A 24386-nucleotide genomic window follows, 5' to 3' on the forward strand; every position below is an offset into this window, starting at 1 on the left:
CAACGCGAGGGATGGCGAGCGCCCGCTCGATCAGACGCGGAGGACCCGATGAACAAGCATGCAAGCAACGGCGATGAGGCTGCACCGAAGAAGACCAAGCTCGATCGCAAGTTCTACGATGACGAGCTGTTTCGCCTGCAGAACGAACTCGTGAAGCTCCAAGAGTGGGTACGGTTGAAGGGCCTGAAGGTCGTCGTGCTCTTCGAAGGCCGCGATGCTGCAGGCAAGGGCGGCGTCATCAAGCGCATCACCGAACCGCTCAACCCCCGCATCGCGCGCGTGGTCGCCCTCCCCGCACCGAGCTCTCGCGAACAGACACAGTGGTACTTCCAGCGCTACGTCGAGCAGCTGCCCGCCGCTGGCGAGATCGTCATCCTCGACCGATCCTGGTACAACCGGGCTGGCGTCGAACGGGTCATGGGCTTCTGCACCGAGGAGCAGGCCTTGGAGTTCTTCCGCGATGCACCGGAGTTCGAGCGCATGCTCATGCGCTCGGGAGTGATGCTCGTGAAGTACTGGTTCAGCGTGGCCGATGACGAGCAGGACCGCCGCTTCCAAGATCGGATCAACGATCCGATGAAGTCATGGAAGCTTTCCGACATGGACATCGAAGGCCGTGACCGCTGGGAGGAGTACTCCCGCGCCAAGGATGAGATGTTCAAGTACACCGATACGAAGGACTCACCGTGGTGGGTCGTCAACGGAGATGACAAGAAGCGCGCGCGGCTCAACTGCATCCGCCACCTGCTGTCGCTCATCCCCTACGAGGAGATCGAGCACAAGCCCTTCAAGTTGCCGCCGCGCAAGCCGGCCAGCAAGGGCTACGTCCGGCCTCCGATCGACTCGCAGACCTTCGTGCCGGAAGCGTACTAAGCTCCCGCGCTACCGCCTCGGAATCGCGCCGCTGCCCCGCTACTTGACGATGTAGACGGTGGTGCCCACCGGTACAAGCGGATAGAGCGCCTCGACTTCCTCGCGCAGCATGCGCATGCACCCGTGGCTGGCCGCCGTGCCAATCGAGTAGCGCTTCGACGTGCCATGAATGCGGATTCCCGGGCTGTTCAGGTACAGCGCCCGCGTACCCAACGGGTTCGACGGGCCCGGTCCGATGTAGGCGGGCATGCCGGCACCCCAACCGCTGGGTGCCGGGTTGGTCCACGACGGGTTCTTCACTTTGCCGATGATCTTGAACGTGCCACGCGGAGTGGGGTGGTCCGACGTTCCCACGGCGACCCGGAAGGTTCTCTCAAGCCGCCCGTTCTTGTACAGCCACAAGCGGCGCTCGGATACATCCACGAGCAGCACCTTGCCGAGGTTGGCCTTGGTCACGCTGGGGCGGGTCGCGATCACGCGCAGGGCCACCGGCGAGAAGGTCGTCTCAGCGGAAGCGGCAAGCGAGGAGACCACGATGCTCCGCACGCCGCTGTACGCCCGGGTGCGGTCGAGCTTGCGGCCGATGACGTAGGGCGTACTCGTGACGCGCGAGTTCTTGAGAATGTAGCGAGAGCTGGACGCCTTGCGGTCGACCGCCTTGGCGGCAACGGTATCAACCCAGCGCCTGACGAGCGATGTGCTCACGAAGTAGGCGGGTGCGATCTCGAAGCCGACGGTCGTGGTCGGCTCGTAGGCGACCGCAAGCATGCGCTCGACATCGGTCTTGAACATGCCTGCAGGGGCAAGTCTGAGCGTCTTACCGGCAGCCGTGAACGTCAGCGGCATGCGCGTCGCGGCGGGGGTGACGCTTGCGATGAGCGCTCGAGCGGCGGCGGGCTCAAGACCCTTGAGCGAGTACCCGGAGACCGTACAGTCATGGGGAACCGGACCGGTGACGACAGCCGCGAATGCAGGTACTGCGGACAGCGCCAAGGCGACGGTCAGCGCGACGACCGTGATTCGGGCGAGCTTGAGCTTCATTCGATTCCCCATGCCTGTTGTGTCTACGGTTCGGACGGAGTATACGGACCTCGACGCTCAGAACGCCAGCGCCTTACGCAAGAGACCCTCCGCACCTGCAACAACAAAATGTATGCCGCGGACGTTCAAATCGGGAAACGGGTTCCAGAGCCGCCCCCGCCGCTCGGCGCGGCCCCGATCCTCCACCCGCCTACTCCGGTGCGTCCATCAGCCGAACGAGCTGATCGACGAAGTACTCGCGGTCCTCGTCCGTGAACGGCGCAGGGCCCTTGTGCCGCCCGCCTGCACGCCTCAGCTTGGCCTGTTCGTGACGAACCTCAAGCTCAGCGTCGATGGTGGCAAGGTAGTAGATGCGCCCACGGACTCCTATGGCTCGCGCGCCCCGCCCCAGCACCATCGCGGCCAGGCCGATATCCTGCGTGACGACCACGTCCCCGGGCTCAAGGCGCTCGATGATGGCGAAGTCGGCCGCGTCGCTACCCCCACTGACCTGGATCGCCTCGACGCCCGAGCGCGACGCGTACCGCTCGAGATTCTGGGTCGCATTCGCGACGAGCAGCACCGAGCGACCGCGCTCGCGGGCAGTCGCAATCGCCTCGCGGGTCACGGGGCACGCATCGGCATCGATGATGAGTCTCATCCCGCCCTCTCCCACAGCTCGCACACGTACTCCCGGCACAGCGGGGCACGCGCCTCGCGGGGCAGCAGGCACCCGGTCTCCGGATGGCAGAACTGGCACTTGCGCACATCGATCCACGAGGGCAGTGTCGCCCGATAGGCCTCGCCCTCCGCCGTCGGAAGATGACTCAGGCGAGGGTCGTGGAGCGGTGCGATGCCGTGGTCACCGGGCGCATGCTCGCCGGACGCGCATTCTAGGAGCGCTCCACACTCGATGAACCGCGCGAGCCACTCGTCGATGTAAGCGGGCAGCCAGTCGCCGCCAATGTAAGCGCCATTCTCATCGTGGGCCAGGTACAGGCAGCAGCACAGCCCCCCGCACTGGTTGCACAGATCGAAGTCCTCGCCGCTTCCCGCCACTACTGCACTACCCCTCACGCGTGACGCAGACGTCATACATGAGTGACTGGGTGGCCAACTCGCCCTCCCAGTGAACGCGCGTGGTGGCAGCGGTGGTCTCAAGGAGGCTGCCATCCGCGCGGATCAGCGTCACAGGCGCCGCGGGAAACGCCGCGCCCGTCATCAGCACCTCCCGACGCGCGTTGCGTACGGCCTTGCGCTGTGGCTCAACGATGAACTCATACATGGTGCGACCGATCAGGGCTTGCGCGGAGTCCAGCCCCAAACCGCAGGCGATCGCCTGGTTCGCGTAGACGATGTCGTCTCCAGACACCACCACAACCCCACTTGGCATCGACTCGAGCAGGAGGCGATAGCGCTCCTCGCTCTCGGTAAGCTTCAAGAACAGAGACTCGCGTTCCGAGACGTCCGTGACGATGCTGAGCATCCCGAGCTGGCCCTCGTAGATCATGGGCATGGACGACACCTGAGCCGCCGCGAACTGCCCGTCGCGTTTGCGCAGCTGGTAGGTGACGGGTGGGGGACTCTGTCCGAGGGCGACCTTCGCCAGATCCGCAAGCGCAGTGGACGCCTGCGGGAGCTGAATGTAGTCGAGGATGCTGCTGCCGAGGATCTCGTCAGGGCGTGTCGCGCCAGCCATGTGGACGAGGCGCATGTTCGCCCACAGAATCTTCGCCGTGACCGGGTTGGCAACCAGCGCGGGAACCGGCAGCTTGTCGAGGATTCTGAGGACGGGCTTCTCGGGGTCGCGGGTCACGCGCTTCCTTTCGTGAAGAGGTGCAGGAGACAGTCTACTACCCGTCTGACGCGTCGTCGGCACAGACCCGGTTTCGTCCCGCGTCTTTCGCCCGGTAGAGCGCCGCGTCGGCACGAGCAGTGACGCTCTCGACCATCTCCTCGGTGCCCGCTATCGCCGCACCGATGCTCACCGTGATGCTGAAGCTCGCCTCGCCGCACGTCATCGTGGCAGCCTCGACGGACTCACGCACGCGCTCGGCAACGAGCATGAGTGCAGCGCGGTCTGTCTCCGGGACGATTGCGAGAAACTCCTCGCCTCCCGTGCGACCCACGTAGTCGTAGCCGCGTACGCTTGCGGTGAGGAGCCGCGCCACTTCGACGAGGACTTCGTCCCCGCACGCATGTCCACGCATGTCGTTGACGCGCTTGAAGTGATCGATGTCGATGGCCAGCACTCCATATGCATGACCCGTGCGCGCCGCACGCTCGTGCTCCAGGGCGAGACGAGCAAGGATCGTGCGGCGATTCGCCAGTCCGGTCAGCGTGTCGGTAGTCGCGAGGCGGCTCAACTCCTCCTCGGCCTCTTCGAGTTGCCGAGTGGTGCGGCGAGTGCTCGCATCCACGAATCCCAAGAATGCCGCGCCGCCCGCAAGCACCAGCACCCCAAGCCAGATCGCGTCCCGGCGTCGGCGCTCGTCGATGCCGGCCAGCGGCACGTTGACGCTTATGGCTCCCCGGACCTCGCCCACGCGGTCGCCACGTACGGCGTGACAGCGGAGACACTCCTCTTCGGTCGTCAGGGGGACGATGTAGCGGTACACGCGGCCGCTGGCGGTGTTTATCACCGTCTCGCGAGCCTCGTGACCCGCTGCAAGGGCGCCGAGCTGCTCCCGCTCCCATGCATCGGGGCTGTTGGCCACGTTGACAGGGTCGAGGCTCGTCAAACGGAATGTCGCGCCACCCTGCTCGGCGAGGACCTCGGAGATCTCGCGCGTCATCAGCGCGGGGTTGCGCAGCGTGAGCGTCTCTCCGTCCTCCGTGAGCAGATCGGGTTCGACGCCCAGCTCGCGCAGAATCGGGTTGGACGCTGCGCCATTGGCCGTCGACACCCACACGCCTCCGTACATGGCATTCCAGTGCCGGGTAGCCACGACCAGGTCCACCAGCGACTGCGCCTGACGGCGCACCCCGTCCATGACGCCGGCCTCAGAACTCGCGTAAACCCCCACGAACACGGCCGCACTCACGACGACACCGAGAAGGGCCAAGCGAACCGTGAGCCCGCGACGCACGATCGTGCGGGCCGCTCCATCGGTGGCCAGCACTCCGCCACGTTCTGCCATTGCTGGGCCTTCCTCGCCAGAGTGCGTCGTACGGGCGGTCTCTGTGCGCATGATACGGGCTGGGGGGCGCCGCGCGCGAACCGGCCGAGGACGTGCGTGCGGATACTCGCGTTCCGAACCGTCAAGGACGGAGTCGTCACGAAGAAGGATGACTACGACTTGTAGACAAGGTCGAGAAGTGGCGGTGCCGGAAAAGAAGAAAGCCGCCCATTGTGGCGGCCTTCGAAGTGTCTATGGCGGGAGTGACGGGGCTCGAACCCGCGACCTCTGGCTTGACAGGCCAGCGCTCTAACCAAACTGAGCTACACCCCCGAAAGGCGTCTGCCCTTGTAGGGACAGCGAACGGGATTCTACCGAGCGCAGGGTGGGTTGGCAATAGCGGCGCGAGAACCGGCGCCTCCGCAAGTCCGTCCGGCACCGGGCGCGCGTTGCTCTAAGCCCTTCACATCAGCACTTCCGCGAGGACGAATCCCTCGGCGAATGGGTTGACGAAACGGACCGGGCCCAGCACAAGCCCGTCGGCGAAGTCCTCGGACAGCACGACCGGGACTCCGGCCAAGGCGGCCGCGGCCCAGATCTGGGCGTCGTAGTAGGCGAGCTGCCAGCGGGCGCGAGCATCGACGGCCTCAAGCACCGTCTCCGCCGTCACCGGAATCACCCGGAAGCGAACTGCAACTTCGCGAACCGATCTGGCGACCGTCGGCGCCTCTCTCGCCAACTTGCGCGGGTGCGTCAGCACGTTCGCGTACTCCGACAGGACCTGAGATGAGACGGCCGCGTTGGTGTGATCCAAGCACGCCAGCAGGTGTCGCGCCGCATGATGGCGGGCGCCGGCGAGTCTGTCCGCTGCGTACACCAGCACGTTAGCGTCGACCAGAACCGCGCTCATACAGGCTCTCCCGCGTCCATGTCCGGTTACCCTCCGCGTCGACGGTGCCCAGCGGAAGGCCTCTCTCGAAGAACGCGTCGAGCCACTCGGCTGCTTCGCGCTGCCGCTTCGCGTCCGCCCGTCGCTCCTCCTCGGCCGCGACCATCTCGTCGATCGCCTGACGGATCACCTCAGACTGGGACATACCGCGCTCCTCGGCCAGCCGCTCAAGCACCGCCTGGCGCTCAGCGTCTATGACGATCTGCTTCCTGATCATGCGAGCCATCGTGGCACTCCCGTCCAATCGTTCGCCGACCGCTTTCCAAACACGGTGCGCCTCCAAGGAGATGTGTATAGAGTGTGTATACCGCAGAACGCCGTCTTCAGCCACACTGTTGGGTGACGCGGCACGGGTGGCGGTCGCGGGTTCGGGTACCTACAATCTGGAAGTCACTCCGAGGGGAGAAGCTCGTGCCCGAACCGCAGCACACCGCGCTGATCGCGGAGCTCGAAGCGCACATCGCCCGTCGCGACCGAACCGGAGCTGTACGTGCCGTCACCGCAGCTGTTCGCGATGGCCGCGCCGAACTCGACGACGTCTTCTCGCGCGTACTCATCCCCGTGCTCGTGTCGACCGGCGACCAATGGGCGGCCGGCTCCAAGCGCATCTGGGAGGAGCACCTGACCTCGAGCATCGTGCGCACGGTCGTCGAATCGCTCACGGTCGATGTCGCCGACGCGGCCGCACGCGTCACGCCCGTCGGCCGCACGGTACTGCTCGCCTGTCCATCGGGCGAGCAGCACGACCTCGGACTCCGCATGCTCACCAACCGGCTTCTGCTACGCGGGTGGGACGCCCATTTCCTCGGCGCCGACACGCCCGCGCTCGAGGTGGTCGCCGCAGCGCGGGCCGTGAGCGCGGACCTCGTCGTCCTGTCAGCCGCAACCGCCTACAACCTGGTGATCCTGCGCGCCTACGTCGACGAAGTGAAGGCCGGCTTGCCTGGCGTCCAGGTCGGCGTGGGCGGGCCCGCGTTCGCCTGCAACCACAACTGGGCCGCCGAGGACCTTCTGGTGCTGCACGAGCTTGGAATCGACGACGACCCGTCGGGCGCCTGTGAGCTGCCCGGAACGGAGGCGTGAGGCCGATGCTGTCGCTGCGCATCGCCTGGCGCTTCTTGCGCTCGAGCCCCGTCCAGTCCGCACTCATCATCGGCGGCATCGCCGTCGGCATCGCGGTGCAGGTCTTTGTGGGCTCGCTCATCACCAGCCTGCAGGCCTCGCTCGTCGATCAGACCATCGGCTCTGCGCCTCAGATCACGATCAAGGCCCTCGACGAGGGCGACCCGGTCGTCTACTCCGATCGCGTCGAAGAGGTGATCGCAGCTCAACCCGAGATCGACCCCAAGACCGTCGTACCGGTGCGCGTCGCAAGCTCGCTGTTCACGGACGGCTCGGACTCCGCACCGCTCAACCTCATCGGAGGCACGCTGGCCGAGCTCGAGGGGATATACAAGATCACCGAGCGCACCACCAACGGCGAGGCTTCGCTGCGTTCCACCGAGATCATGGTCGGTGAGGAGTTCGCCGAGAAGTTCGGAGTGGAGCCCGGCGACACGATCACCCTGGCCATCCAGGGCGGCTCGCGCGCGTCGTTCACGGTCTCGGGCATCTTCGACCTGGGCGCCGCCGCCTTCAACGAGCGACAGGCGTTCGTCAACGGCTCGGTACCGCAGAGCGTGCTGGGCTGGTCGTCGAGCGAGTACAGCTCGGTCCAGATGCAGCTCTACGAGCCGTTCGCGTCGGCGGAAGTGGCTGCCGAGATGCGCACGAAGCTCTCCGGCGTGACCGTCTCAGAATGGCAGGCCGAGAACGCCGACCTGCTCGTCGCCTTGCAGAGCCAAGGCTCGTCCAGCTACATCATCCAGACGTTCGTTCTGGTGGCCATCGCCCTCGGTATCGCCTCGACGCTCGCCATCGCGGCCGTTCAGAAGACGCGCCAGATCGGCATTCTGAAGGCGATGGGGCTGTCCGACACCCGCGCAGGGCAGATCTTCTTGTGGCAGGCCATCCTCATGGGAGGCACCGGGTCGGCGGCCGGCGTCGCTCTCGCCTACTTCCTGCTGTTCGGCTTCTCGTTCTCGGGCGCCTCGTTCACCATCACGCCGCAACCGGCATTCGTCTTGGGCTCTGCGGCCATCGGCATGGGCGTGGCGCTGGCAAGCTCGATCATCCCCACCAGGCGAACGAGCAAGCTCGACCCGATCGAGGTGATCCAAGGTGGCTGAGACCCTCCTCGTGGCAGAGGCGCTCGACAAGATCTATGGCACCGGCGAAGCGGCCACCCACGCGATGAAGAAGGTGAGCTTCGAGGTCACCGAAGGCGAGTTCGCCGCGATCATCGGCCAGTCCGGATCGGGAAAGTCGACGCTTCTGAACATGCTCGGGCTGCTTGACACGCCCACGGCCGGCCGCGTTTTGTACCGTGGGGTGGACTCGGCGTCACTGGACAAGAAGGCGCTCGCGAAGCTGCGCAACGAGCTCATCGGCTTCGTCTTCCAGTTCCACTACCTGCTGCCCGAGTTCAGCGTGTTCGAGAACGTCGCCATGCCGGCGTTCATCGCGGGCGAGATGCAGCCAGCGGACGTCCGCGCTCGCGCGGTCGAGGCGCTCGAGCTACTCGGACTCGAAGGGCTCGAGGACAAGAACGCGAACCAACTCTCGGGCGGTCAGAAGCAGCGCGTGGCGATCGCGCGCTCGCTCATGAATCGACCGGCCGTCGTGCTGGCCGACGAACCGACAGGCAACCTCGACACCGTCAACTCAAACCTCGTCTACGACCTGTTCCGCAAGATCAGCTCCGAGACGGGGACCGCGTTCATGATCGTCACCCATGACCGCAACGTCGCACAGCGGACCGACCGGATCCTGGAGATCAGCGACGGGGAGCTCGTCCAGGACGTGCGGAGCGCCTAGCGCGCACGCGAGCGTCTACGCTCCCGGCGGCGTGCCGTCGCCGTCGTCGACCACGACGCCGTCGCGCATGACCACCGTGCGGTCGCACGCGGCAGCGACCTCGGGGTTATGGGTCACGATGAGAAACGTCGTCCCGCGCTCGCGGTTCACCGTACGCATCATGTCCACGATCTCGCCGCTCGTCGCCGTGTCGAGGTCGCCGGTGGGCTCATCGCCCATGACGATGCCGGGATCGTTGACGAGCGCCCGCGCGATAGCGACGCGCTGCTGCTGGCCGCCGGACAGCTCGCTGGGCACGTGGCGCATGCGGTCGCCGAGGCCGACGATCTCGAGCAGCTCTCTGGCCCGAGCCGTCGCAGCCCCGCGCCCCATGCCGGCGTACTCGCCTGCCAGCGCCACGTTCTCCTCAGCCGACAGCGTGGGGATCAGGTTGAAGCCCTGGAAGATGAAGCCGATCTCCTTGCGGCGGATGCCCACGAGGTCGCGTGCGGGCAGTCCGTCCACGCGGCGGCCGTTGAGCCACACCTCGCCGCCGCCGGCCACGTCAAGACATCCGGCGATGTGCATGAAGGTGGACTTGCCCGAACCGGACGGCCCCATGATGGCCGCCATCTCGCCGCGGCGTATGTCGAGCGTGGCTCCTCGCAAGGCATCGACGAAGTTGTCACGCCCGAGTTCGTAGCGCTTAGTGAGCTCACGGGCCTGGATGATGTAGGCACCGTCGGTGTGCGCCTGCGGAGTGCCTCCGTAGAGTGTGTCCACGACGCCGTTCGCGTACTCACTCATAGCGCAGCGCCTCCACCGGGTTGAGGCTGGCCGCGTGCCACGCCGGATACAGGCCGCTCACCGTGCCAAGCCCCATGGCGAACAGCAGTGTGCCCACGACAAGCCGGTTGGAGACGAGGAACATGGCGTTGCCCGTCACCTCGCCGGCAGCGTTGCCGCCCACCGTCACGAGCAGTCCGAGTCCCAGGCCGACGAGGCCACCGATGAGCCCGATGACGGCCGATTCGGCGATGAACTGGCGCATGATCTGCCCGCTGGATGCGCCGATGGCTTTGCGCACACCGATCTCGCGGGTTCGCTCGGCGACCGCCATCGTCATCGTGTTGACCACCGACAAGCCGCCTACCAGCAGTGATATGAGCGCAACCGCGTAGATGATGGAGGTGAAGATGGCGAGCGGCTGCTTGACCTGCTTCTCGAAATCGAGCGGGGTCATGGCGTCGACGCCGTCCACTTGGCGCTCGATGCGTCTGGCCACCACCTCCGGCCGCTCGCCTTCATTGAGGTAGACGGCGAAGCTCGACACGATCGTGTCCGGGCTGACGGCGTCACGCACCGCGTCGGGCAGGTCCTCGTGAACGATGAGGCGCGCATCCTCCATCGTCATGACCACCGACGTATCCGGGGCCGTGAGGGTCTTGTCGATGATCCCGACGACTTCGTAGCGCTCGCCTCGGACCTCGATATGCCCACCAACCGAGGCGTTGAGCTTCTTCACCAGATCCGCCCCGATGACGACCTTGCCCACATCGGAGTTGCGCAGCTCACGGCCCTCGGAGTAGCTGAAGATGAACGTCTCGTAGCCGCGCGAGCGTCCGTCGTCGGCCTGGATTGTCGGGATGTTACCCATGCTGACGGTCGGGATCTCCTCGTCAAAGAGCGACGACACGCTCGCCGACACCCGCGCAACGCCCTCTACGCGCTCGATCTCACGGAGCAGATTGGCCTTGAGCGGCGTCGAGTAGAGCCCGGCGAACTGCGTGGGCGCGCTCACCACGACCTTGCCTTCGTAGTAGCGCATGCCGCCATCCACGAGCAGCGTGAGCTTCTCGGCCAACGCACCCATGACCACCAACGCGAACACGCCGATGGAGATGCCGAAGATGGTGAGAAACGCCCGCAGTTTGCGGCGGAAGATGTTGCGTAGCAGTCTCAAGCAAGCCCCTTCAGCGTTCACCCGACTCCGTAGATGATACCGTGAGCGCAGTCGATCGAGCCCAACCGATTCGAAGGGAACGAGTCCCCCTGTGGCACGCGCACCACGCCGCCTGATGAGCCGACGCGCCACACGCGCCCTGGGGGTGTCACTCTCGATCGTCGCAGTCATTCTTGTGGTGCTGGCTTGGGCGCTCATCGAGCCCCGGCTGCTCACCATCTCGACGACGGTCGTGACGAGCCCTGAGGTGCCTGCCGCGTTTGACGGGACTCGCATCGTCTTCGTGTCAGACGTGCACGCAGGGCCGTTCTTTGGCGAGAAGCGCGTGGCCCATCTGGTAGACACCATCAATAACCAGCGACCCCACCTCATCATCCTGGGCGGCGACTACGTCGGAGGCGGCGCCGACGGCGCCGAGATCTTCTACCCTCAGGCGGCTCGCCTGGAAGCTCCTTATGGAATCGTGGCGGTGCTGGGAAACCACGACGCATGGGAGGGTTCCGATCGCGCTCGCTCGGAGCTCGCCAGCGCGGGCATCACGTTGCTGGAGAACAAGAATGCTCGCGTACGCGTACCGGGCGCTTGGATTCGCATCGGCGGCACGCGAGACGAGTCCGCTGGTAACCCGGACCCGGCCAAGGCGGCAGCCGACATCGCGAAAGACGAGTACGCGATTCTCGTGTCCCACAGTCCGGATACCTTCGCCGAGGGCCTGAAGGCGGTGCCCGGAGCGTTTGACCTGGCCCTCTCTGGCCACACACACGGCGGTCAGGTGACGCTGTTCGGGCTGTGGGCCCCGTGGGTGCCGTCGGCCTACGGCGAGCGATACCGAGAGGGATGGACCGAGGAGAACGGCGTCCCCATCCTGACGTCACGCGGGGTCGGTGTCGTCTATGTGCCGGTGCGCTTCATCTCCGTGCCTGAGATCCACGTGATCGAGCTCAGGCAAGGCGACGCCCGCGTGGAGCAGCGGCCCTCGCGCCTCGTGGAACGCTAGAAACCGAGGTCGAGCTGCTCGCCTGCATCGGGCTCGTGCGGCATGGTTGCATCTTCGGAACCTGTCGGCCGCTCCTCGCCCGTCACGACGCCGCCTACCCGAGGCGCGACCACATCGCCGAGGATCTCGGCCATCTGCCGCGCGTTGGTCGGAGCGTAGTCGTACTTGCAGTTGTTGAACATCACCCACGTGCGCTCGGTCTCCCCCGCCATCTCGGTGATCGGCGCCGCCCACTCGGCGAGCTCCGACGGCTCGTAGCGGTAGTCGAAGCGATCGGCGGCGGTCGCGGTGCGCGCATCCCAGGTGCCGCGGTTGCGGCCGTGGAAGCGCACGTAGCCGAACCGGCCGGTGACGCCGGTGATGGCCGGCATCGAGGTGCCACCCGCAACCTGCGGCGCATCCACCGCAACGAAGGTCAGGTTCCGTTCGGTCAGAAAGCGTAGGGCACGATCGAGCGAGCGGGGCTCCGCCCAGCTCGCGTGACGAAACTCGATGAACATCGGCAGCGGGCCGAGCAGGCCTCCCACATGATCGATGGCGGTGAACGTCCGCTCGCGGTGCTCCCGATCCTCCGCCGTGAACCACGGGGGGAACTGGACTAAGACGCCGCCCATCTTGCCCGCCTCCACGAGCGGTTCGACGGCGTCGCGGAACAGCTCAGCGGCGTGCTCCACCATCCGCGGCTCGGGATCTCGGACGCGTCCGCGGGCCGTCACTGAGAACTGGTGGCCCGCGTCGCGCAGATCGGGATGGAGCGCGGCAGCGTCCACCTCGTGACCTGTGAGCATCCCGTACGCCTTCACGTGAAAGGTGAAGCCGGGGGGCGTCCGATGCGCCCACGCCTCGGCGTACTCGCGCTTCGGGATAGCGTAGAAGGCGGAGTCGACCTCAACGGTGTCGAAACGAGCCGCGTAGTAGCGCAGACGAGCCTCCGCAGACGAAACCCCTCGCGGGTACCACCGCTCGATCATCGTCTTGTCTGTCCAGCTGCAGGTGCCCACCACCACGTCGCCCACGCCTCGTCACCTCCTTGAGACGTAGATACCCCGCCGGTCGTCACCGCCCGCCCGTGTGCCGTCAGTAGCCGATGCGGTCCGGCTTCGCGCGCCATTCGCGGAAGACCTCGATCGCTTCCTCGCCAAGGATCCGCTCCGACGGGAGCGAACGATGCGCCTCATCGAGCACGATCTCGCGGTAGAGGAACGCGTCGTCGAACTCGATACCGGCGGCATCCTGGCTCGTGTTCGCGTAGTAGAGCTTCGAGACGCGCGCCCAGTAGATGGCGGCGAGGCACATCGGACAGGGTTCGCAGCTTGAGTAGATGACGGCGCCCTTGAGCGAGAAGGTGCCGAGCTGCTCGCAGGCGCGCCGGATGGCGACGATCTCGGCGTGCGCGGTGGGGTCGTTCGTGCTCGTGACCCGGTTCCACCCTCGGCCCACCACTTCGCCGTCGAGAACGACGAGCGCTGCGAACGGGCCGCCCTCGCCCGCGCTCATCTTCTCGCGGGAGAGCTCGATTGCGGCGCGCATGTGCTCTTCGTGCGTCGGCATGGTCACCACCGGGGTGTGTCGCGGATACAGAGCAGTCCCTCGTCGATGATGTACCCGACGTTGAACGCGGACATCATCGTAGCGCCGAGCACGACGCGCGAACAGAAACGAAGAGGCCGCCCTGTGAACTGAAGGCGGCCCCGTCGGAACATTTCACAGGATCACTCCTGCTCACGATCTGCTACTGGGGCGGAGTACCGCACTCGCCCGAGTCGCAGCCCGTGCTCGGACAGCCACCTGCTGGGGCACCCGAGGGCGCAGCTACCATCGGCGCGTTGGCCGAAGTCGCGCACGCACCGCTTCCGCACTCGGTAGCAGCAGCGTCGGCCTCAACCTGACACGAGCCACAGTCGTCCGCCATGAACGCCGGAGCGGGAGCCATGGCCCCGGGAAGTTTCTCGCCGCCCGTACCGGCACCGGCGATTCCGAAACTGCCAAGCACTACACCCGCAACGAGTGATGCGACGATGATTGCTGCAATCTTCTTGAGGCTCACGTCACGATCCTTCCTGCACGTTGAGAACACGGGACTCACTCCCGTTTCGTGAACAGGATAACTAATTCTGAACGATCTGTCACTCCCTGGAGCGCAGATGCCCGATGCCCAGCCCCCAACCGCATCGACGGTGAGTGGCTCGGGTACTATCGACATGGAATGCCGTTCAACCTACGTGAGACGGAGGACCACATGAAGCCCATGGTCGATCAAGACCTATGCATCGGATGCGGGAACTGCGAAGACGTATGTCCTGAGTTCTTCCGGCTGGGAGACGACGGGTTCTCGCATGTGACCGTGGAAGATGCTGACGAGAAGGAGTATGGGTGTGCTCGCGAGGCGGCGGACGGCTGTCCGGTGGGTGCTATCTCGTTCGCCGAATGACGAAGCACGAACTCCCTGAAGGCTACGAACTGCCCGCCGATGATGACGGGCTGCTTGCCGAGTGCCGCGTCGATGTCTTCCGTGCCACGGGGCCCGGCGGGCAAGGCGTCAACACGACCGATTCGGCCGTCAGACTGACGCATCTACCCAGCGGGATCGTCGTCACGTGCCGGCGAGAGCGCAGCCAGTTGCGCAACAAGAACGACTGCGCGGCACGGCTCCGTGCGCGGCTGGAGGAGATGCTGGCGCCACCGCCCCCGCCGCGCCGGCCATCGAAGCCGACGCGCGCGGCGAAGGAGCGGCGACTGGCCAGCAAGGCGGCCCGCTCGACGACCAAGGCCCGGCGACGAGCGCCAGGAGCGGAGGACTGAAGCGGATGCTATGGGTCAAAGCGATCGCGATATCGGTGATCCTGTCGGTACTGCTCACCGGCATAGTGCGCGGCTGGCAGAACCGCGACGACGACTAGCCTCTAGCGTCCGCACCGCATTCCCTCGACGACGAATCTGGTCAGCTCGTCGGCGGCCTCGGCCCGTGAGACCCCGAGGCGCTCGAGCGTCTCCGGATCCTGCATTCCGCGGCCCGCCATCCACAGTGAGTGCGCGATGAACGGGGTGTTCGCCTTGTGGAAATCGCCTGAGGCGACTCCCTCGTCCAATAGAAGCTTGAGGGCCTCAGTGCCCTTCTTGTAGCCGCGCCCAAACACCTCTTGTCCCAAGGGCTGCGTCATCGCGTCGTGCCACGCCTGCGGCGAAACCCCAGCTCGGGCCCGATCGATCACAGCGCAGAACCGCAAGACCCGCTCGGCGGCGCCCTCAACCCGGGATGCCTCGCTGGAGGCATACGCGATGCTGTGGTCGACCCAGCGGTCAAGGACAAGGACGATCAGGCTGCGCTTGTCCGGCGCGAGCTTGTAGAGCGTGCTACGGGAGCAGCGCAACTCCTCGGCCAGCGCACCGACCTTGAGGTGCGCGAACCCCTCGCGCAGAATCAGGGCTTCCAGCTCATCAAGGAGCTGCTCACGTCTGCGTACATCGGGACTCGGTGCCAAGCGCGGTCTCCAATCGGCGAACGGCCGCGCAAACCAGCTGCGCTCGTCGCTCAGAGGATACCCGTGGGCGACGCACGTTACACCAGCGCAAAGTTAGGACCCAGCGCCCGAAGGCCCTGGGTCCTGTGTTTCTGGTGGGCGATGAGGGATTTGAACCCCCGACCTTGTGCGTGTAAAGCACCTGCGCTCCCGCTGCGCCAATCGCCCGGATTGGTGCCCCCAGGAGAATTCGAATCTCCGTTTCTGACCTGAGGGGCCAGCGTCCTTGGCCACTAGACGATGGGGGCTCAGGTAGGGTACCGCACGCGGAGGTCAATGTGCCAATTCAAGCGCGAACGTCGGTTCCGCTCGCAGCTTAAGTCACTACCAGGCGCGCACCGTGAAGCTCCGGCTGATCGCCGATCGCCTCGCCTTCGTGCCGGCGTACGAGACTCGATACCGATAGGTCCCACGCGAGGCGAGGTAAGCACGAACCGCATAGGTGCCGCGGGCGTCGGTCTTCGCCGAGCGAACGAAGACCCACTTGCCGCCGACGTAGCGCTGCAACCGAACCGTTGCACCCGGCACCGGGCGCCCCGAGCTCGACAGCACCCCTTTGGCCACAACCGACGACCGTGCCTTCGCACTGTAGTCGGAACTACGAGCGGTCAGCGCCGAGGGCCTGCGCTGGAACTCGATCTGAGCCCGCTTGAACGCCGAGTACGCCGGCTTGGGCGAGTAGTCCCGACGCAGAAGGCCATAGTTGTCCGTGCGGACAGTACGATCGAAGCTGCCATCCCGTACCGTGTACACGAACAGCGTCTCGACGAACGGGAAGTCCTGGTAGATCCGTTTGTACGCGTCGTAGGTGTACTGCGCCTGCCGCTCCGGGGTGACGTTCCCGTCAGTTACCGAGGTCTGCCAACCCGTCTCGGTGATCCAGATCTTCTTGTCACCGTCGCCGTGGCGCTCCAGCGTCGTCTTCATGACGCGAAGCCAGTCGAAGCTCGAGCCGGGCCGGTAAAGGTCCGGCTTCGCATACGGGCTGCGACCGTTCGTGTAGGCGTGCACGCCGAGGATATCGAAGTAGCCCTTCGCACCCGCGTTATACATCTCGATGAGGTAGGGGTCATCACTCCCCGCCAGCCCGGCTGAGACGACCTTCGCGCTGGGGTTACCGGCCTTGACGCCGCGGTAGCCGTGCTGCAGGAATCGCACGTAGCGGGCCGCTGATTGCGAGCGCGGCACGTCCCAGAACCCGCGTTCGTTCACCTCGTTGCCCAGTTCCCAGTGATCGATACGACCGGCGTAGCGCGCGGAGATGAAGCGCATGAACTCCTCGAACTTGGTGTCATCGTTTGGTGGTACCCAGGGGCCGCGCCCCCCGTTGGCCCAGTTCGGCGTTTCGATCACGAGCACGAGCACGCGCAACCCGTGCGCTTGGGCCCTCTTGCAGATGTAGTCGAGCTGCCTTTGCGGGTGCGGATCGTAGACGCCGTCCTTAGGCTCGAAGAACCGCCAAGGGATATCAACTCGAATCCACGATGCCCCGCCGGCGGAAACCAGCGCGATCTGACGATCCACTTCAGCTTCCGGATAGTCGCCAAGAACGTGGGCGGCCATGCCGAACGGCGAGACGGCGCGTGGATTGGCGGCAGCGGCGGCAGGCGCCGGGGCAATCACCAAAGAGGCGACGAGCAGCACCGCCGCAAGCGACGCCTGTAGTGCCTTTCGAGTTGTCGCGCGCGCATGGCTCATACCCGCAGGGTACACCCTTGGGTCAAGCAGCGGGGCAAGACCGAGCACGGCGTTGACGGACCGCAACTTCGAGTTGGGGGTGGGGTGGTGTCCTATTCGCTTGGACGACCGTCCTATCTGGTAGTACGCTTCTCGTATGATTCTCGAACGTCTCTTCGGCTCGCGTACGCGGGCGGGCATGATCGGTCTCCTGCTCTCTGAGCCGGAGTGCGCCTTCGGCATCCGCGAGATTGCACGACTGCTGTCTGTCAGCCCGAACTCCGCTCGCGTCGAGGCCGATAACCTCGTCGAACTGGGCATCGTGACTGACCGACGGGTGGGAACCAGCCGGTTGTGCCAGGCGAATCCGATGCACCCCCTCTACCCGGAGCTCCGCACGATGGCGCTCAAGACGCGCGGCATCGCTGCGACCCTGCGAGACGCTCTGAGCGAGGTCCGAGGCATCAGCGCGGCGTTCATCTTCGGCTCAGTTGCGGCGAACCGTGATGACGAGATGAGCGATGTGGACCTCATGGTGATTGGCGCGACGAGACCGCGCGATGTCTACGCAGCACTACGAGTGGCGCAAGACACGAGCAAGAGAACGGTAAGTGCCTCCGTGTTCACTGAGCGGGAAGTAGCCGACCGGCTCGCTGCGGGTGATGCGTTCATCGCGAGCGTCCTCGCCGGGGCGCGGATTCCCGTGATTGGTGACCTCGGTGGACTTGGAGCACTTAGAGCGCGAAGGCCTGATTCGGCAGGAGACTCCTGACCGCAGCCGCGCGCCATGCTTACCGCAAGATCGTGTCATCAGTGATGACACAATTGCACGGCTGCTCTCGCGCTTGGTCACCAGCCCGGAATGTCGTCGGGGAAGAACAGGTCCTCACCGAAGATGTACTCGTCGCTGAAGACGAACACCCATGGGTGCGTGAAGTGCGCGTGGGCCGCTATCCTCGTGTCGTGTCCCGTTCGGAAGGAATACCCCTAGGCGCGAGCGACCGCGTTTCGAGCCAGCTGCGCATCACCGAGGACTGCATGGTCCCCAGCGTCTACTGAGGGTCCCGCGGACTGCAACGCTCACCGGGCAATTGTGCAGACACTGTCGGCACAATTGCCTTGGAGTCACTTGCACACTCTACGAGCTCGACGAATGAAGCACCTACCCCACCACGTACCCGCTGTCGTCCACGCCCACCGTGACGGTGTCGCCCTCGCCAACCTCGCCGCGGATGATGGCGGACGCGACCCTGTCCACTACCTCGCGCTGAATCAGCCGCTTGAGCGGCCGCGCGCCGAACACCGGGTCGAAGCCGTCGAGTGCAAGCCGCTCCACCGCCGCCGGCGTGAGCTCCAAGCCGATCTTGCGCTCGGCCAGACGCGCGCGCACGCCCACAAGCTGCAGCGTCACGATCTTCTCGAGCTCGGCCATCGTGAGCGCGTGGAAGATGACGGTGTCATCGACGCGGTTGAGGAACTCGGGTCGGAAGGTCGCACGCAGCGCCTCTTCCAGCATGTGCTTCATCGTGGCTTCGTCAGCCCCGCCCTCGGCGAACGCCTGGATGTGCTGCGACCCCACATTGCTCGTCATCACCACGATCGCGTTCTTGAAGCTCACCACACGACCCTGCCCGTCGGTCAGGCGTCCGTCGTCGAGCACCTGCAGCAGCACGTTGAACACGTCGGGGTGCGCCTTCTCGATCTCGTCGAGCAGGATCACGCTGTAGGGCCTGCGCCGAACCGCCTCAGTGAGCTGACCACCCTCGTCGTAGCCCACGTAGCCCGGAGGCGCGCCGATGAGCCGCTGGACGCTGAACTTCTCCATGTACTCGGACATGTCGATACGCACCATCGCGCGATCGTCATCGAACAGGAAGGCCGCGAGCGTCTTGGCGAGTTCAGTCTTGCCCACGCCGGTGGGTCCGAGGAACAGGAAGCTTCCGATGGGCCTGTCGGGATCGGACAACCCCGCGCGCGAGCGTCTGACCGCCCCCGCGACTGCCGCCACCGCTTCGTCCTGACCGATGACGCGCTCGTGAAGGTGCTCTTCCAGCGTCACCAGCTTCGCCATCTCGCCTTGCATGAGCCGGGCGACCGGGATGCCGGTCCATGCGCCGACCACCTCGGCGATCTCGCCCTCCGTGACCTCCTCCTTGAGCATCGCGCCGTCGGCCTGAAGCGCGGCAAGCCGCTCCTGCGCGTGCACTAGGCCCTGCTCGAGCTCCGGGATGCGCCCGTAGCGGATTTCGGCTGCGCGCTGCAGGTCGCCCTCGCGCTCCGCGCGTTCGCCGTCGGTGCGCGCTTCGTCGAGGTCGGCCTTCAGCCGCTGGGCGCCCTCGATCACGTCCTTCTCGGAGTGCCAGGTGGCCTTGAGCCCGGACAGCTGCTCGGTCACCGCGGCCATGTCGGCCCGCAGCGACTCCAGGCGCTCGGCGGAGGCGGCATCCGCCTCCTTCATCAGCGCCTGCTCTTCGATCTGCATCTGGGTGAGTTTGCGCTCGATCTGGTCGATCTCGGTGGGCATAGAGTCGATCTCGATGCGAAGGCGGCTTGCGGCCTCGTCGATCAGATCGATGGCTTTGTCGGGAAGGAAGCGGTCGGCGATGTAGCGATTGGACAGCTCGGCCGCCGCGACGATGGCGCCATCGGTGATGCGCACACCGTGATGGACCTCGTATTTCTCCTTCAGGCCGCGCAGGATCGCAATGGTGTCCTCGACGCTCGGCTCGCCCACCACGATGGGCTGGAACCGTCGCTCAAGCGCGGCGTCCTTCTCGATGTGCTTGCGGTACTCGTCAAGCGTCGTAGCGCCGATGGCGTGGAGTTCGCCGCGCGCAAGCGCCGGTTTGAGCATGTTGCCAGCGTCCATAGCCCCCTCGGCGGCACCCGCCCCGACGATGGTATGCATCTCGTCGATGAAGAGGATGACGCGACCCTCGGCCGCCTCGACCTCGCGCAGCACGGCCTTCAAGCGATCCTCGAACTCACCGCGGTACTTCGCTCCGGCCACCATCGCGGACAGGTCGAGCGCCACTACATCGCGGTCACGCAGCGACGAGGGCACGTCCCCCGCCACGATGCGCTGGGCGAGGCCCTCCACGATCGCGGTCTTGCCGGTGCCCGGCTCGCCGATAAGCACCGGGTTGTTCTTCGTACGGCGCGACAGCACTTGAATCGCTCGGCGGATCTCCTCGTTTCGACCGATGACCGGGTCGAGCTTGCCGTCCCGAGCCATCTCCGTGAGGTTGCGCCCGTAGCGCTCCAGCGCCTGCATCTGACCCTCGGGGTTCTGGTCAGTGACCTTGGAGCCGGCGCGCAGCTCGTCGACCGCTGTCGCCAGCCGTGCAGCCGTGACCCCCTGAAGTTCGAGTGCCTTGCCCGCTGCCCCCTTGTCTGCGGCAAGAGCCAGCAGCAGATGCTCGCTCGAGACGTAGGCATCCTTCATCTTCTCAGCGGACTTGAAAGCGTCCGAGAGCACCGTATTGAGTCTCGGCGAGACCTGCATGGACGCCTCGGCTCCGCTCACCTGCGGCAGGGCCGCGACCGCGGCCGTCGCTGCCGCATCAAGCGCTCCGGCGTCTGCACCTACCTTGGCCAGCACCGGCCGGACGATGCCGTCCGCCTGGTCGAGCAGGGCCTTGAGCAGATGCTCGGGTTCCACCTGGGCGGCCGAGCGCTCGCTGGCGATGCCACCTGCGGCCTCGAGCGCCTCTTGCGCCTTGATCGTCAACTTGTCGAGTCTCACTTGCGACCACTCCTGTTCCCCGTGATCAGCGTCCAGCACATGTATCTCACCCTTCGATTACCCCATTCTTGGGCACGCAAACAAGGGCGTCTTCGGCCCGAACCAGCTCTGCACAAGCGCCCCAGACGGCCGTGGCGCAGCGCGTTTGGTACTATCGCCGCAGACCAATCGGAGTCACCGGAGGCTGAATGAGACCCGACGAGGCCGCAGCAGCCCTATATCTTCCTACCCTCTACCGCCTCGGTCGCAGGCCGTATCCCGAACTCATGCGTGCCCTGATCGCGACGGAGCGCCTCGACTCAGAGCAGCTTAACGCGCTGCAGATGGAGCGGCTGCAGTCACTCCTCGCCCATTGCTACGAGTACGTCCCCTACTACCGCAGGCTCTTCGACGAGCTCGGGGCGCACCCTGACGACATCCGTTCGCTCGATGACTACGCTCGCCTGCCGGTACTGGAGAAGGAGACCCTCAGGGCCAACCTTGCGTCGTTCATCGCCACGAACCAGTATGGCAAGCGGCTCAGCTCAGTAGCCACGAGCGGGTCAACCGGCACGCCGCTCGTCTACCACCACGATCCCCGGTACTTCCTCCATGGCTGGGCCGCCCTCATGCGGAACATGAGCTGGACGGGTTTCCGCCTCGGTGAGCGGCAGGCATGGCTCGCCTACAGCGCCCCGGGGGGTGTGAAACGGGCCTTTCGTCTCGCCCTCGAGCGGAAGTGGCAGGCGAGGGAGCTGGTGTTCTCCGAGGAGACCATCGCGAGTTGGGCGCACCACCTCGCGACGTGGCGTCCGACGTTCGTCTACGGAGCCCCGTCCTCCCGCTTGGCTCCGATCGCCGCGCACATGCTCAGCCACGACATCCGACCGCAGGGCATACGCTCAGTCATGACGTCCTCCGAGATGCTCGTGGAAGGCCAGCGGCGGTTGCTGGCCGAAGCGTTCGGCGCGAGCGTCTACAACCAGTACGGTTCAACCGAGTGCCTCAGCATCGCGGCGGAGTGCGGCGCGGGGTCGATGCATGTGAACGCAGAGGTCAACATCGTCGAGTTCGAACAGCTCGACTGGACCGGCGACGCTCGCGCCATCGTGGTCACGCCGTTATTCAACTATGGCGTCCCTCTTCTCCGATACGTGTTGAGGGACCTCGGCGAAGCACTTCCCGGGGAGTGCGCTTGCGGGCGGACCCTGCCCCGCATGCGCTCACTCATCGGCCGTTCGGATTTCAGCGTGACACTCTCGGACGGCATGACCGTCACCCCCTTCGCCTTCGAAGGACTCGTTGCCCGTGTGCCGGGAATCATCCGGTACCAGTTCAGGCAGGTGACCTCTGACTCCTTCGACCTGATAGTCGCGGCGCTGCCGGAGGCTACGCAGTCGATCGCAGAGGCCCTGAGCAGCCTCGACGAGCGGTTCGCCCGCACTACTGGCGGAACCGCTCACTTCACTGTGCGTTTCGTCGAGGACATCGCGACAGCCGAGGCAGGAAAGCACTTGCTCGTCGTACCTCTTGACAGACGTTCGAAGGATCAGGCGCCATGAGACGACTCCGCATCGACGAAGCCGCCGCAGCCCTCTACCTCCCCGCCCTGTACCACCTTGGCCGCAGACCCTATCCGCGGCTCGTGAGCGAATTGGTCGCATCAGAGCGCTTCGACCCGGAGCAGTTGCACCAGCTCCAGCTCGCACGCTTGAGGGCACTCGTCACCCACTGCTATGCGAACGTCCCCTACTACCGCGCGCTCTTCAACGATCTCGACGTGCGGCCGGACGACATCCGCTCGATGGAAGACTACGCGCGTCTGCCGCTTCTCGAGAAGGACACCTTGAGAGCCGAGTTCGCTTCCTTCATCGCCACCGACAGCCACGGCGAACGGCTCATGGCGGCCACGACGAGCGGCTCGAGCGGCTCCCCGCTGAAGTACCGCTACGACCCCGAGTACTTCCTGCACGGCTGGTCCGCTCTCATCCGCAACATGACCTGGACGGGTTTCCGGCTAGGCGAGAGGCAGGCGTGGTTCACCTTCAGCGCGGCGGGCGGCGCGAAGCGCGCGCTGCGACTCACCTTGGAGCGCAAGTGGCTGGCACGAGAGCTGACCTTCTCGGATGAGACCCTCGATGGTTGGGCGCGACGTCTGGCCCACTGGGAGCCCCGCTTCGTCTACGGCACACCGTCTTCACGACTTGCGCCGCTGGCCGCGCACCTGCTGGCCCATAACGTGAAGCCTCAAGGTATACGGGCGGTCATGAGCTCTTCCGAGACGCTCGTCGACGAACAGCGACAGCTTATCGAGGAGGCATTTGGAGCCAAGGTCTTCAACCAGTACGGCGCGACGGAATGCCTCAGTATCGCATCAGAGTGCGAGGCAGGCTCGATGCACGTGAACGCGGAACTCAACCTCGTCGAGTTCGAGCGGACCGAATGGACCGGAGATGCCCGTGCCGTCATCGTCACACCACTGCTGAACTACGGCGTGCCGTTGCTCCGCTACGTCCTGAGGGACCTCGGCGGCTCGCTGCCCGGACAGTGCCCGTGCGGACGCACGCTGCCTCGCATGCGCAACCTGATCGGTCGAACTTCGTGTTGCGCGACGTTGTCGGACGGTAGCTTCGTTACGCCTTTCGCTTTCGAGGAGCTTGTCGAAAGCACGCCGGGAATCGTCCGGTTCCAGTTCCGGCAGGTGAAGCCGGACTCCTTCGACCTGCTTGTCGTGACGCTTCCCGGCGCGGCCGACTCCGTTCGGCACGCCCTGGCCGACCTGGACGCACAGTTCGAACGCAACAACGGCCGCAAGGCGCACTTCGCCCTACGTCTGGTGGACGACATCCCCTTCACCCCAGGCGGCAAGCACCTCTACGTGATCCCGCTCACCGACTCGGCTAGCACCTCTCACCGCGCGTGACGTGGAGCGCGCAGCGCAGCGGTTCGTAGGCGCGCGAGACGCGAAGCCTGAACGACGTCAGTGTCTTCGCCGGCTTGACGATTCGCCGGAACAGCTCGAACCGTGTCGGCGCGGCGGGGCTGACGCCGAACGCCGCTTCATAGCCCGCAGCTTCCACCGCCGCGCGAGCCTCCGATGAAGCTGCGCCGTAGGGGTAGGAGAACAGCGCGACCTCATCACCCAAACGCTGCTCAAGCAGACTCTTGGAACGGGTGACCTGCTCGACGACCTCGGCGGGCTCCGCATGATTCAGTTCGACATGGGACAACGTGTGCGAACCGTAGTACACGCCCTGACCGCGCATGGCGAGAACCTTGTCCCACCCGCACACCGGCGGCATGACCGGGTACGTCGGCCCGCGCCACGCCTCGATGCCGCCTTCGAGCGCGTCGTGGACGAGGAAGACGGTCGCCGTCATCCCGAACTCCTGAAGGATCGGCCACGCGACGTCATGGAAATCGAGGTAACCGTCATCAAACGTCAGGAAGATGCTCCGCCGCGGCCACTCGCCATCATCAAGCCCTGTCAGGAACTCGGCCGGGGTCAGGGTGTGGTAGCCGGAGCGCTTCAGGAGCGCGATCTGGCTGCGAAACGCGCGCGCGCCGGCGTCCGGTGTCGGAGCGAGCTCGGCGATGCTGTGGTACAGCAACACCGGCGGATGCTGCGGACGATCCGTCACGCCCCCT

The 24386-nt window shown here is 65.6% G+C and carries 25 protein-coding genes, 3 tRNA genes and 1 pseudogene; 10 read left to right on the forward strand and 19 right to left on the reverse strand.

Annotated features, from left to right (window positions below; translation table 11 throughout):
- Positions 1-48: 48 nt before the first annotated feature.
- The gene (ppk2, locus tag U1E26_03280) at positions 49-873 is read left to right on the forward strand and encodes a polyphosphate kinase 2 (GenBank protein MDZ4168666.1); all 825 of its coding nucleotides are present in this window, start codon (positions 49-51) and stop codon (positions 871-873) included.
- Positions 874-912: 39 nt separating this feature from the next.
- Here ppk2 and U1E26_03285 read toward each other — a convergent pair whose 3' ends face one another.
- From U1E26_03285 to U1E26_03320, 8 genes are all read right to left on the reverse strand, one after another.
- Positions 913-1914 (reverse strand): L,D-transpeptidase, encoded by a 1002-nt coding sequence (locus tag U1E26_03285; protein MDZ4168667.1) that lies wholly within the window; start codon positions 1912-1914, stop codon positions 913-915.
- A 190-nt stretch (positions 1915-2104) separates the two neighbouring features.
- Positions 2105-2554, reverse strand: coding sequence for a YaiI/YqxD family protein (locus U1E26_03290; GenBank protein MDZ4168668.1), 450 nt, complete (start codon positions 2552-2554; stop codon positions 2105-2107).
- Positions 2551-2952: a hypothetical protein gene (locus tag U1E26_03295; protein MDZ4168669.1), complete on the reverse strand. Its 402-nt coding sequence runs from the start codon at positions 2950-2952 to the stop codon at positions 2551-2553. Before U1E26_03295 ends, U1E26_03290 begins: the two co-directional genes overlap by 4 nt.
- A gap of 7 nt (positions 2953-2959) precedes the next feature.
- Positions 2960-3709, reverse strand: a complete 750-nt coding sequence (locus U1E26_03300) for a PAS domain S-box protein (GenBank protein MDZ4168670.1) — start codon at positions 3707-3709, stop codon at positions 2960-2962.
- Positions 3710-3746: 37 nt separating this feature from the next.
- Positions 3747-5033 (reverse strand): diguanylate cyclase, encoded by a 1287-nt coding sequence (locus U1E26_03305; protein ID MDZ4168671.1) that lies wholly within the window; start codon positions 5031-5033, stop codon positions 3747-3749.
- 234 nt (positions 5034-5267) lie between these two features.
- Positions 5268-5345, reverse strand: a tRNA-Asp gene (locus U1E26_03310).
- Between the two features lie 130 nt (positions 5346-5475).
- The gene (locus U1E26_03315) at positions 5476-5922 is read right to left on the reverse strand and encodes a PIN domain-containing protein (protein ID MDZ4168672.1); all 447 of its coding nucleotides are present in this window, start codon (positions 5920-5922) and stop codon (positions 5476-5478) included.
- Positions 5897-6187 carry a ribbon-helix-helix protein, CopG family gene (locus U1E26_03320; protein ID MDZ4168673.1) on the reverse strand — a complete coding sequence of 97 codons (291 nt, stop codon included), beginning with the start codon at positions 6185-6187 and terminating at the stop codon, positions 5897-5899. Before U1E26_03320 ends, U1E26_03315 begins: the two co-directional genes overlap by 26 nt.
- A 185-nt stretch (positions 6188-6372) precedes the next feature.
- Between U1E26_03320 and U1E26_03325 the strand changes: the two genes are divergently transcribed.
- From U1E26_03325 to U1E26_03335, 3 genes are read left to right on the forward strand one after another with little or no spacing between them, the layout of a single operon-like run.
- Positions 6373-7044, forward strand: a complete 672-nt coding sequence (locus tag U1E26_03325; protein ID MDZ4168674.1) for a cobalamin B12-binding domain-containing protein — start codon at positions 6373-6375, stop codon at positions 7042-7044.
- Positions 7045-7049: 5 nt separating this feature from the next.
- Positions 7050-8189 carry an ABC transporter permease gene (locus U1E26_03330; protein MDZ4168675.1) on the forward strand — a complete coding sequence of 380 codons (1140 nt, stop codon included), beginning with the start codon at positions 7050-7052 and terminating at the stop codon, positions 8187-8189.
- Positions 8182-8877 carry an ABC transporter ATP-binding protein gene (locus tag U1E26_03335; GenBank protein MDZ4168676.1) on the forward strand — a complete coding sequence of 232 codons (696 nt, stop codon included), beginning with the start codon at positions 8182-8184 and terminating at the stop codon, positions 8875-8877. Before U1E26_03330 ends, U1E26_03335 begins: the two co-directional genes overlap by 8 nt.
- A 15-nt stretch (positions 8878-8892) precedes the next feature.
- On the opposite strand, the gene U1E26_03340 is transcribed toward U1E26_03335, so the two are convergent.
- Both U1E26_03340 and U1E26_03345 read right to left on the reverse strand, forming a co-directional pair.
- Positions 8893-9663 (reverse strand): ABC transporter ATP-binding protein, encoded by a 771-nt coding sequence (locus U1E26_03340; GenBank protein MDZ4168677.1) that lies wholly within the window; start codon positions 9661-9663, stop codon positions 8893-8895.
- The gene (locus tag U1E26_03345) at positions 9656-10819 is read right to left on the reverse strand and encodes an FtsX-like permease family protein (protein MDZ4168678.1); all 1164 of its coding nucleotides are present in this window, start codon (positions 10817-10819) and stop codon (positions 9656-9658) included. The genes U1E26_03340 and U1E26_03345 overlap by 8 nt, the downstream gene beginning before the upstream one ends.
- A 91-nt stretch (positions 10820-10910) precedes the next feature.
- Between U1E26_03345 and U1E26_03350 the strand changes: the two genes are divergently transcribed.
- The gene (locus U1E26_03350; GenBank protein MDZ4168679.1) at positions 10911-11816 is read left to right on the forward strand and encodes a metallophosphoesterase; all 906 of its coding nucleotides are present in this window, start codon (positions 10911-10913) and stop codon (positions 11814-11816) included.
- Here U1E26_03350 and U1E26_03355 read toward each other — a convergent pair.
- The 3 genes from U1E26_03355 to U1E26_03365 form a co-directional block, all read right to left on the reverse strand.
- Positions 11813-12832, reverse strand: a complete 1020-nt coding sequence (locus U1E26_03355; GenBank protein MDZ4168680.1) for a DUF72 domain-containing protein — start codon at positions 12830-12832, stop codon at positions 11813-11815. The genes U1E26_03350 and U1E26_03355 overlap by 4 nt on opposite strands.
- 61 nt (positions 12833-12893) lie before the next feature.
- Complete coding sequence (locus U1E26_03360; protein MDZ4168681.1) at positions 12894-13367, reverse strand: nucleoside deaminase; 474 nt, start codon at positions 13365-13367, stop codon at positions 12894-12896.
- A gap of 181 nt (positions 13368-13548) precedes the next feature.
- Entirely contained in the window at positions 13549-13863 is a 315-nt protein-coding gene (locus U1E26_03365; protein ID MDZ4168682.1) for a hypothetical protein, read from the reverse strand.
- A gap of 192 nt (positions 13864-14055) precedes the next feature.
- Here U1E26_03365 and U1E26_03370 point away from each other — a divergent pair, with 192 nt between their 5' ends.
- Entirely contained in the window at positions 14056-14247 is a 192-nt protein-coding gene (locus U1E26_03370; protein MDZ4168683.1) for a ferredoxin, read from the forward strand.
- A gap of 59 nt (positions 14248-14306) precedes the next feature.
- A pseudogene (locus tag U1E26_03375) lies at positions 14307-14579 on the forward strand (peptide chain release factor-like protein).
- Positions 14580-14719: 140 nt separating this feature from the next.
- On the opposite strand, the gene U1E26_03380 reads toward U1E26_03375, so the two are convergent.
- The 4 genes from U1E26_03380 to U1E26_03395 all read right to left on the reverse strand — a co-directional run bounded on the left by U1E26_03380 (position 14720) and on the right by U1E26_03395 (position 17035).
- Complete coding sequence (locus U1E26_03380; GenBank protein ID MDZ4168684.1) at positions 14720-15298, reverse strand: TetR/AcrR family transcriptional regulator; 579 nt, start codon at positions 15296-15298, stop codon at positions 14720-14722.
- 132 nt (positions 15299-15430) lie between these two features.
- Positions 15431-15505: transfer RNA gene (locus tag U1E26_03385), tRNA-Val, on the reverse strand.
- Positions 15506-15509: 4 nt separating this feature from the next.
- A tRNA-Glu gene (locus U1E26_03390) sits at positions 15510-15585 on the reverse strand.
- Positions 15586-15661: 76 nt separating this feature from the next.
- Positions 15662-17035, reverse strand: coding sequence for a carboxypeptidase regulatory-like domain-containing protein (locus U1E26_03395; protein MDZ4168685.1), 1374 nt, complete (start codon positions 17033-17035; stop codon positions 15662-15664).
- Between the two features lie 136 nt (positions 17036-17171).
- Between U1E26_03395 and U1E26_03400 the strand changes: the two genes are divergently transcribed.
- Positions 17172-17786 (forward strand): hypothetical protein, encoded by a 615-nt coding sequence (locus U1E26_03400; protein ID MDZ4168686.1) that lies wholly within the window; start codon positions 17172-17174, stop codon positions 17784-17786.
- 390 nt (positions 17787-18176) lie between these two features.
- On the opposite strand, the gene clpB is transcribed toward U1E26_03400, so the two are convergent.
- Positions 18177-20759: an ATP-dependent chaperone ClpB gene (gene clpB, locus U1E26_03405; GenBank protein ID MDZ4168687.1), complete on the reverse strand. Its 2583-nt coding sequence runs from the start codon at positions 20757-20759 to the stop codon at positions 18177-18179.
- A 188-nt stretch (positions 20760-20947) separates the two neighbouring features.
- Here clpB and U1E26_03410 point away from each other — a divergent pair, with 188 nt between their 5' ends.
- The gene (locus U1E26_03410; protein MDZ4168688.1) at positions 20948-22300 is read left to right on the forward strand and encodes a hypothetical protein; all 1353 of its coding nucleotides are present in this window, start codon (positions 20948-20950) and stop codon (positions 22298-22300) included.
- Positions 22297-23661 (forward strand): hypothetical protein, encoded by a 1365-nt coding sequence (locus U1E26_03415; protein ID MDZ4168689.1) that lies wholly within the window; start codon positions 22297-22299, stop codon positions 23659-23661. The genes U1E26_03410 and U1E26_03415 overlap by 4 nt, the downstream gene beginning before the upstream one ends.
- On the opposite strand, the gene U1E26_03420 is transcribed toward U1E26_03415, so the two are convergent.
- On the reverse strand, positions 23639-24379 hold the full coding sequence (locus U1E26_03420) for a polysaccharide deacetylase family protein (protein ID MDZ4168690.1): 741 nt from the start codon (positions 24377-24379) through the stop codon (positions 23639-23641). The genes U1E26_03415 and U1E26_03420 overlap by 23 nt on opposite strands.
- Between the last annotated feature and the right edge of the window lie 7 nt (positions 24380-24386).

This window comes from Coriobacteriia bacterium, assembly GCA_034370385.1.
Classification (GTDB): Bacteria; Actinomycetota; Coriobacteriia; order Anaerosomatales; family PHET01; genus JAXMKZ01.

Excerpts from the sequence above, each read along its gene's own strand:
- ppk2 (MDZ4168666.1), top strand. The coding sequence starts at position 49 with ATGAACAAGCATGCAAGCAACGGCGATGAGGCTGCACCGAAGAAGACC.
- U1E26_03285 (MDZ4168667.1), bottom strand. The coding sequence starts at position 1,914 with ATGAAGCTCAAGCTCGCCCGAATCACGGTCGTCGCGCTGACCGTCGCC.
- U1E26_03290 (MDZ4168668.1), bottom strand. The coding sequence starts at position 2,554 with ATGAGACTCATCATCGATGCCGATGCGTGCCCCGTGACCCGCGAGGCG.
- U1E26_03305 (MDZ4168671.1), bottom strand. The coding sequence starts at position 5,033 with ATGGCAGAACGTGGCGGAGTGCTGGCCACCGATGGAGCGGCCCGCACG.
- U1E26_03315 (MDZ4168672.1), bottom strand. The coding sequence starts at position 5,922 with ATGAGCGCGGTTCTGGTCGACGCTAACGTGCTGGTGTACGCAGCGGAC.
- U1E26_03320 (MDZ4168673.1), bottom strand. The coding sequence starts at position 6,187 with ATGGCTCGCATGATCAGGAAGCAGATCGTCATAGACGCTGAGCGCCAG.
- U1E26_03330 (MDZ4168675.1), top strand. The coding sequence starts at position 7,050 with ATGCTGTCGCTGCGCATCGCCTGGCGCTTCTTGCGCTCGAGCCCCGTC.
- U1E26_03340 (MDZ4168677.1), bottom strand. The coding sequence starts at position 9,663 with ATGAGTGAGTACGCGAACGGCGTCGTGGACACACTCTACGGAGGCACT.
- U1E26_03360 (MDZ4168681.1), bottom strand. The coding sequence starts at position 13,367 with ATGCCGACGCACGAAGAGCACATGCGCGCCGCAATCGAGCTCTCCCGC.
- U1E26_03370 (MDZ4168683.1), top strand. The coding sequence starts at position 14,056 with ATGAAGCCCATGGTCGATCAAGACCTATGCATCGGATGCGGGAACTGC.
- U1E26_03395 (MDZ4168685.1), bottom strand. The coding sequence starts at position 17,035 with ATGAGCCATGCGCGCGCGACAACTCGAAAGGCACTACAGGCGTCGCTT.
- U1E26_03400 (MDZ4168686.1), top strand. The coding sequence starts at position 17,172 with ATGATTCTCGAACGTCTCTTCGGCTCGCGTACGCGGGCGGGCATGATC.
- U1E26_03410 (MDZ4168688.1), top strand. The coding sequence starts at position 20,948 with ATGAGACCCGACGAGGCCGCAGCAGCCCTATATCTTCCTACCCTCTAC.
- U1E26_03415 (MDZ4168689.1), top strand. The coding sequence starts at position 22,297 with ATGAGACGACTCCGCATCGACGAAGCCGCCGCAGCCCTCTACCTCCCC.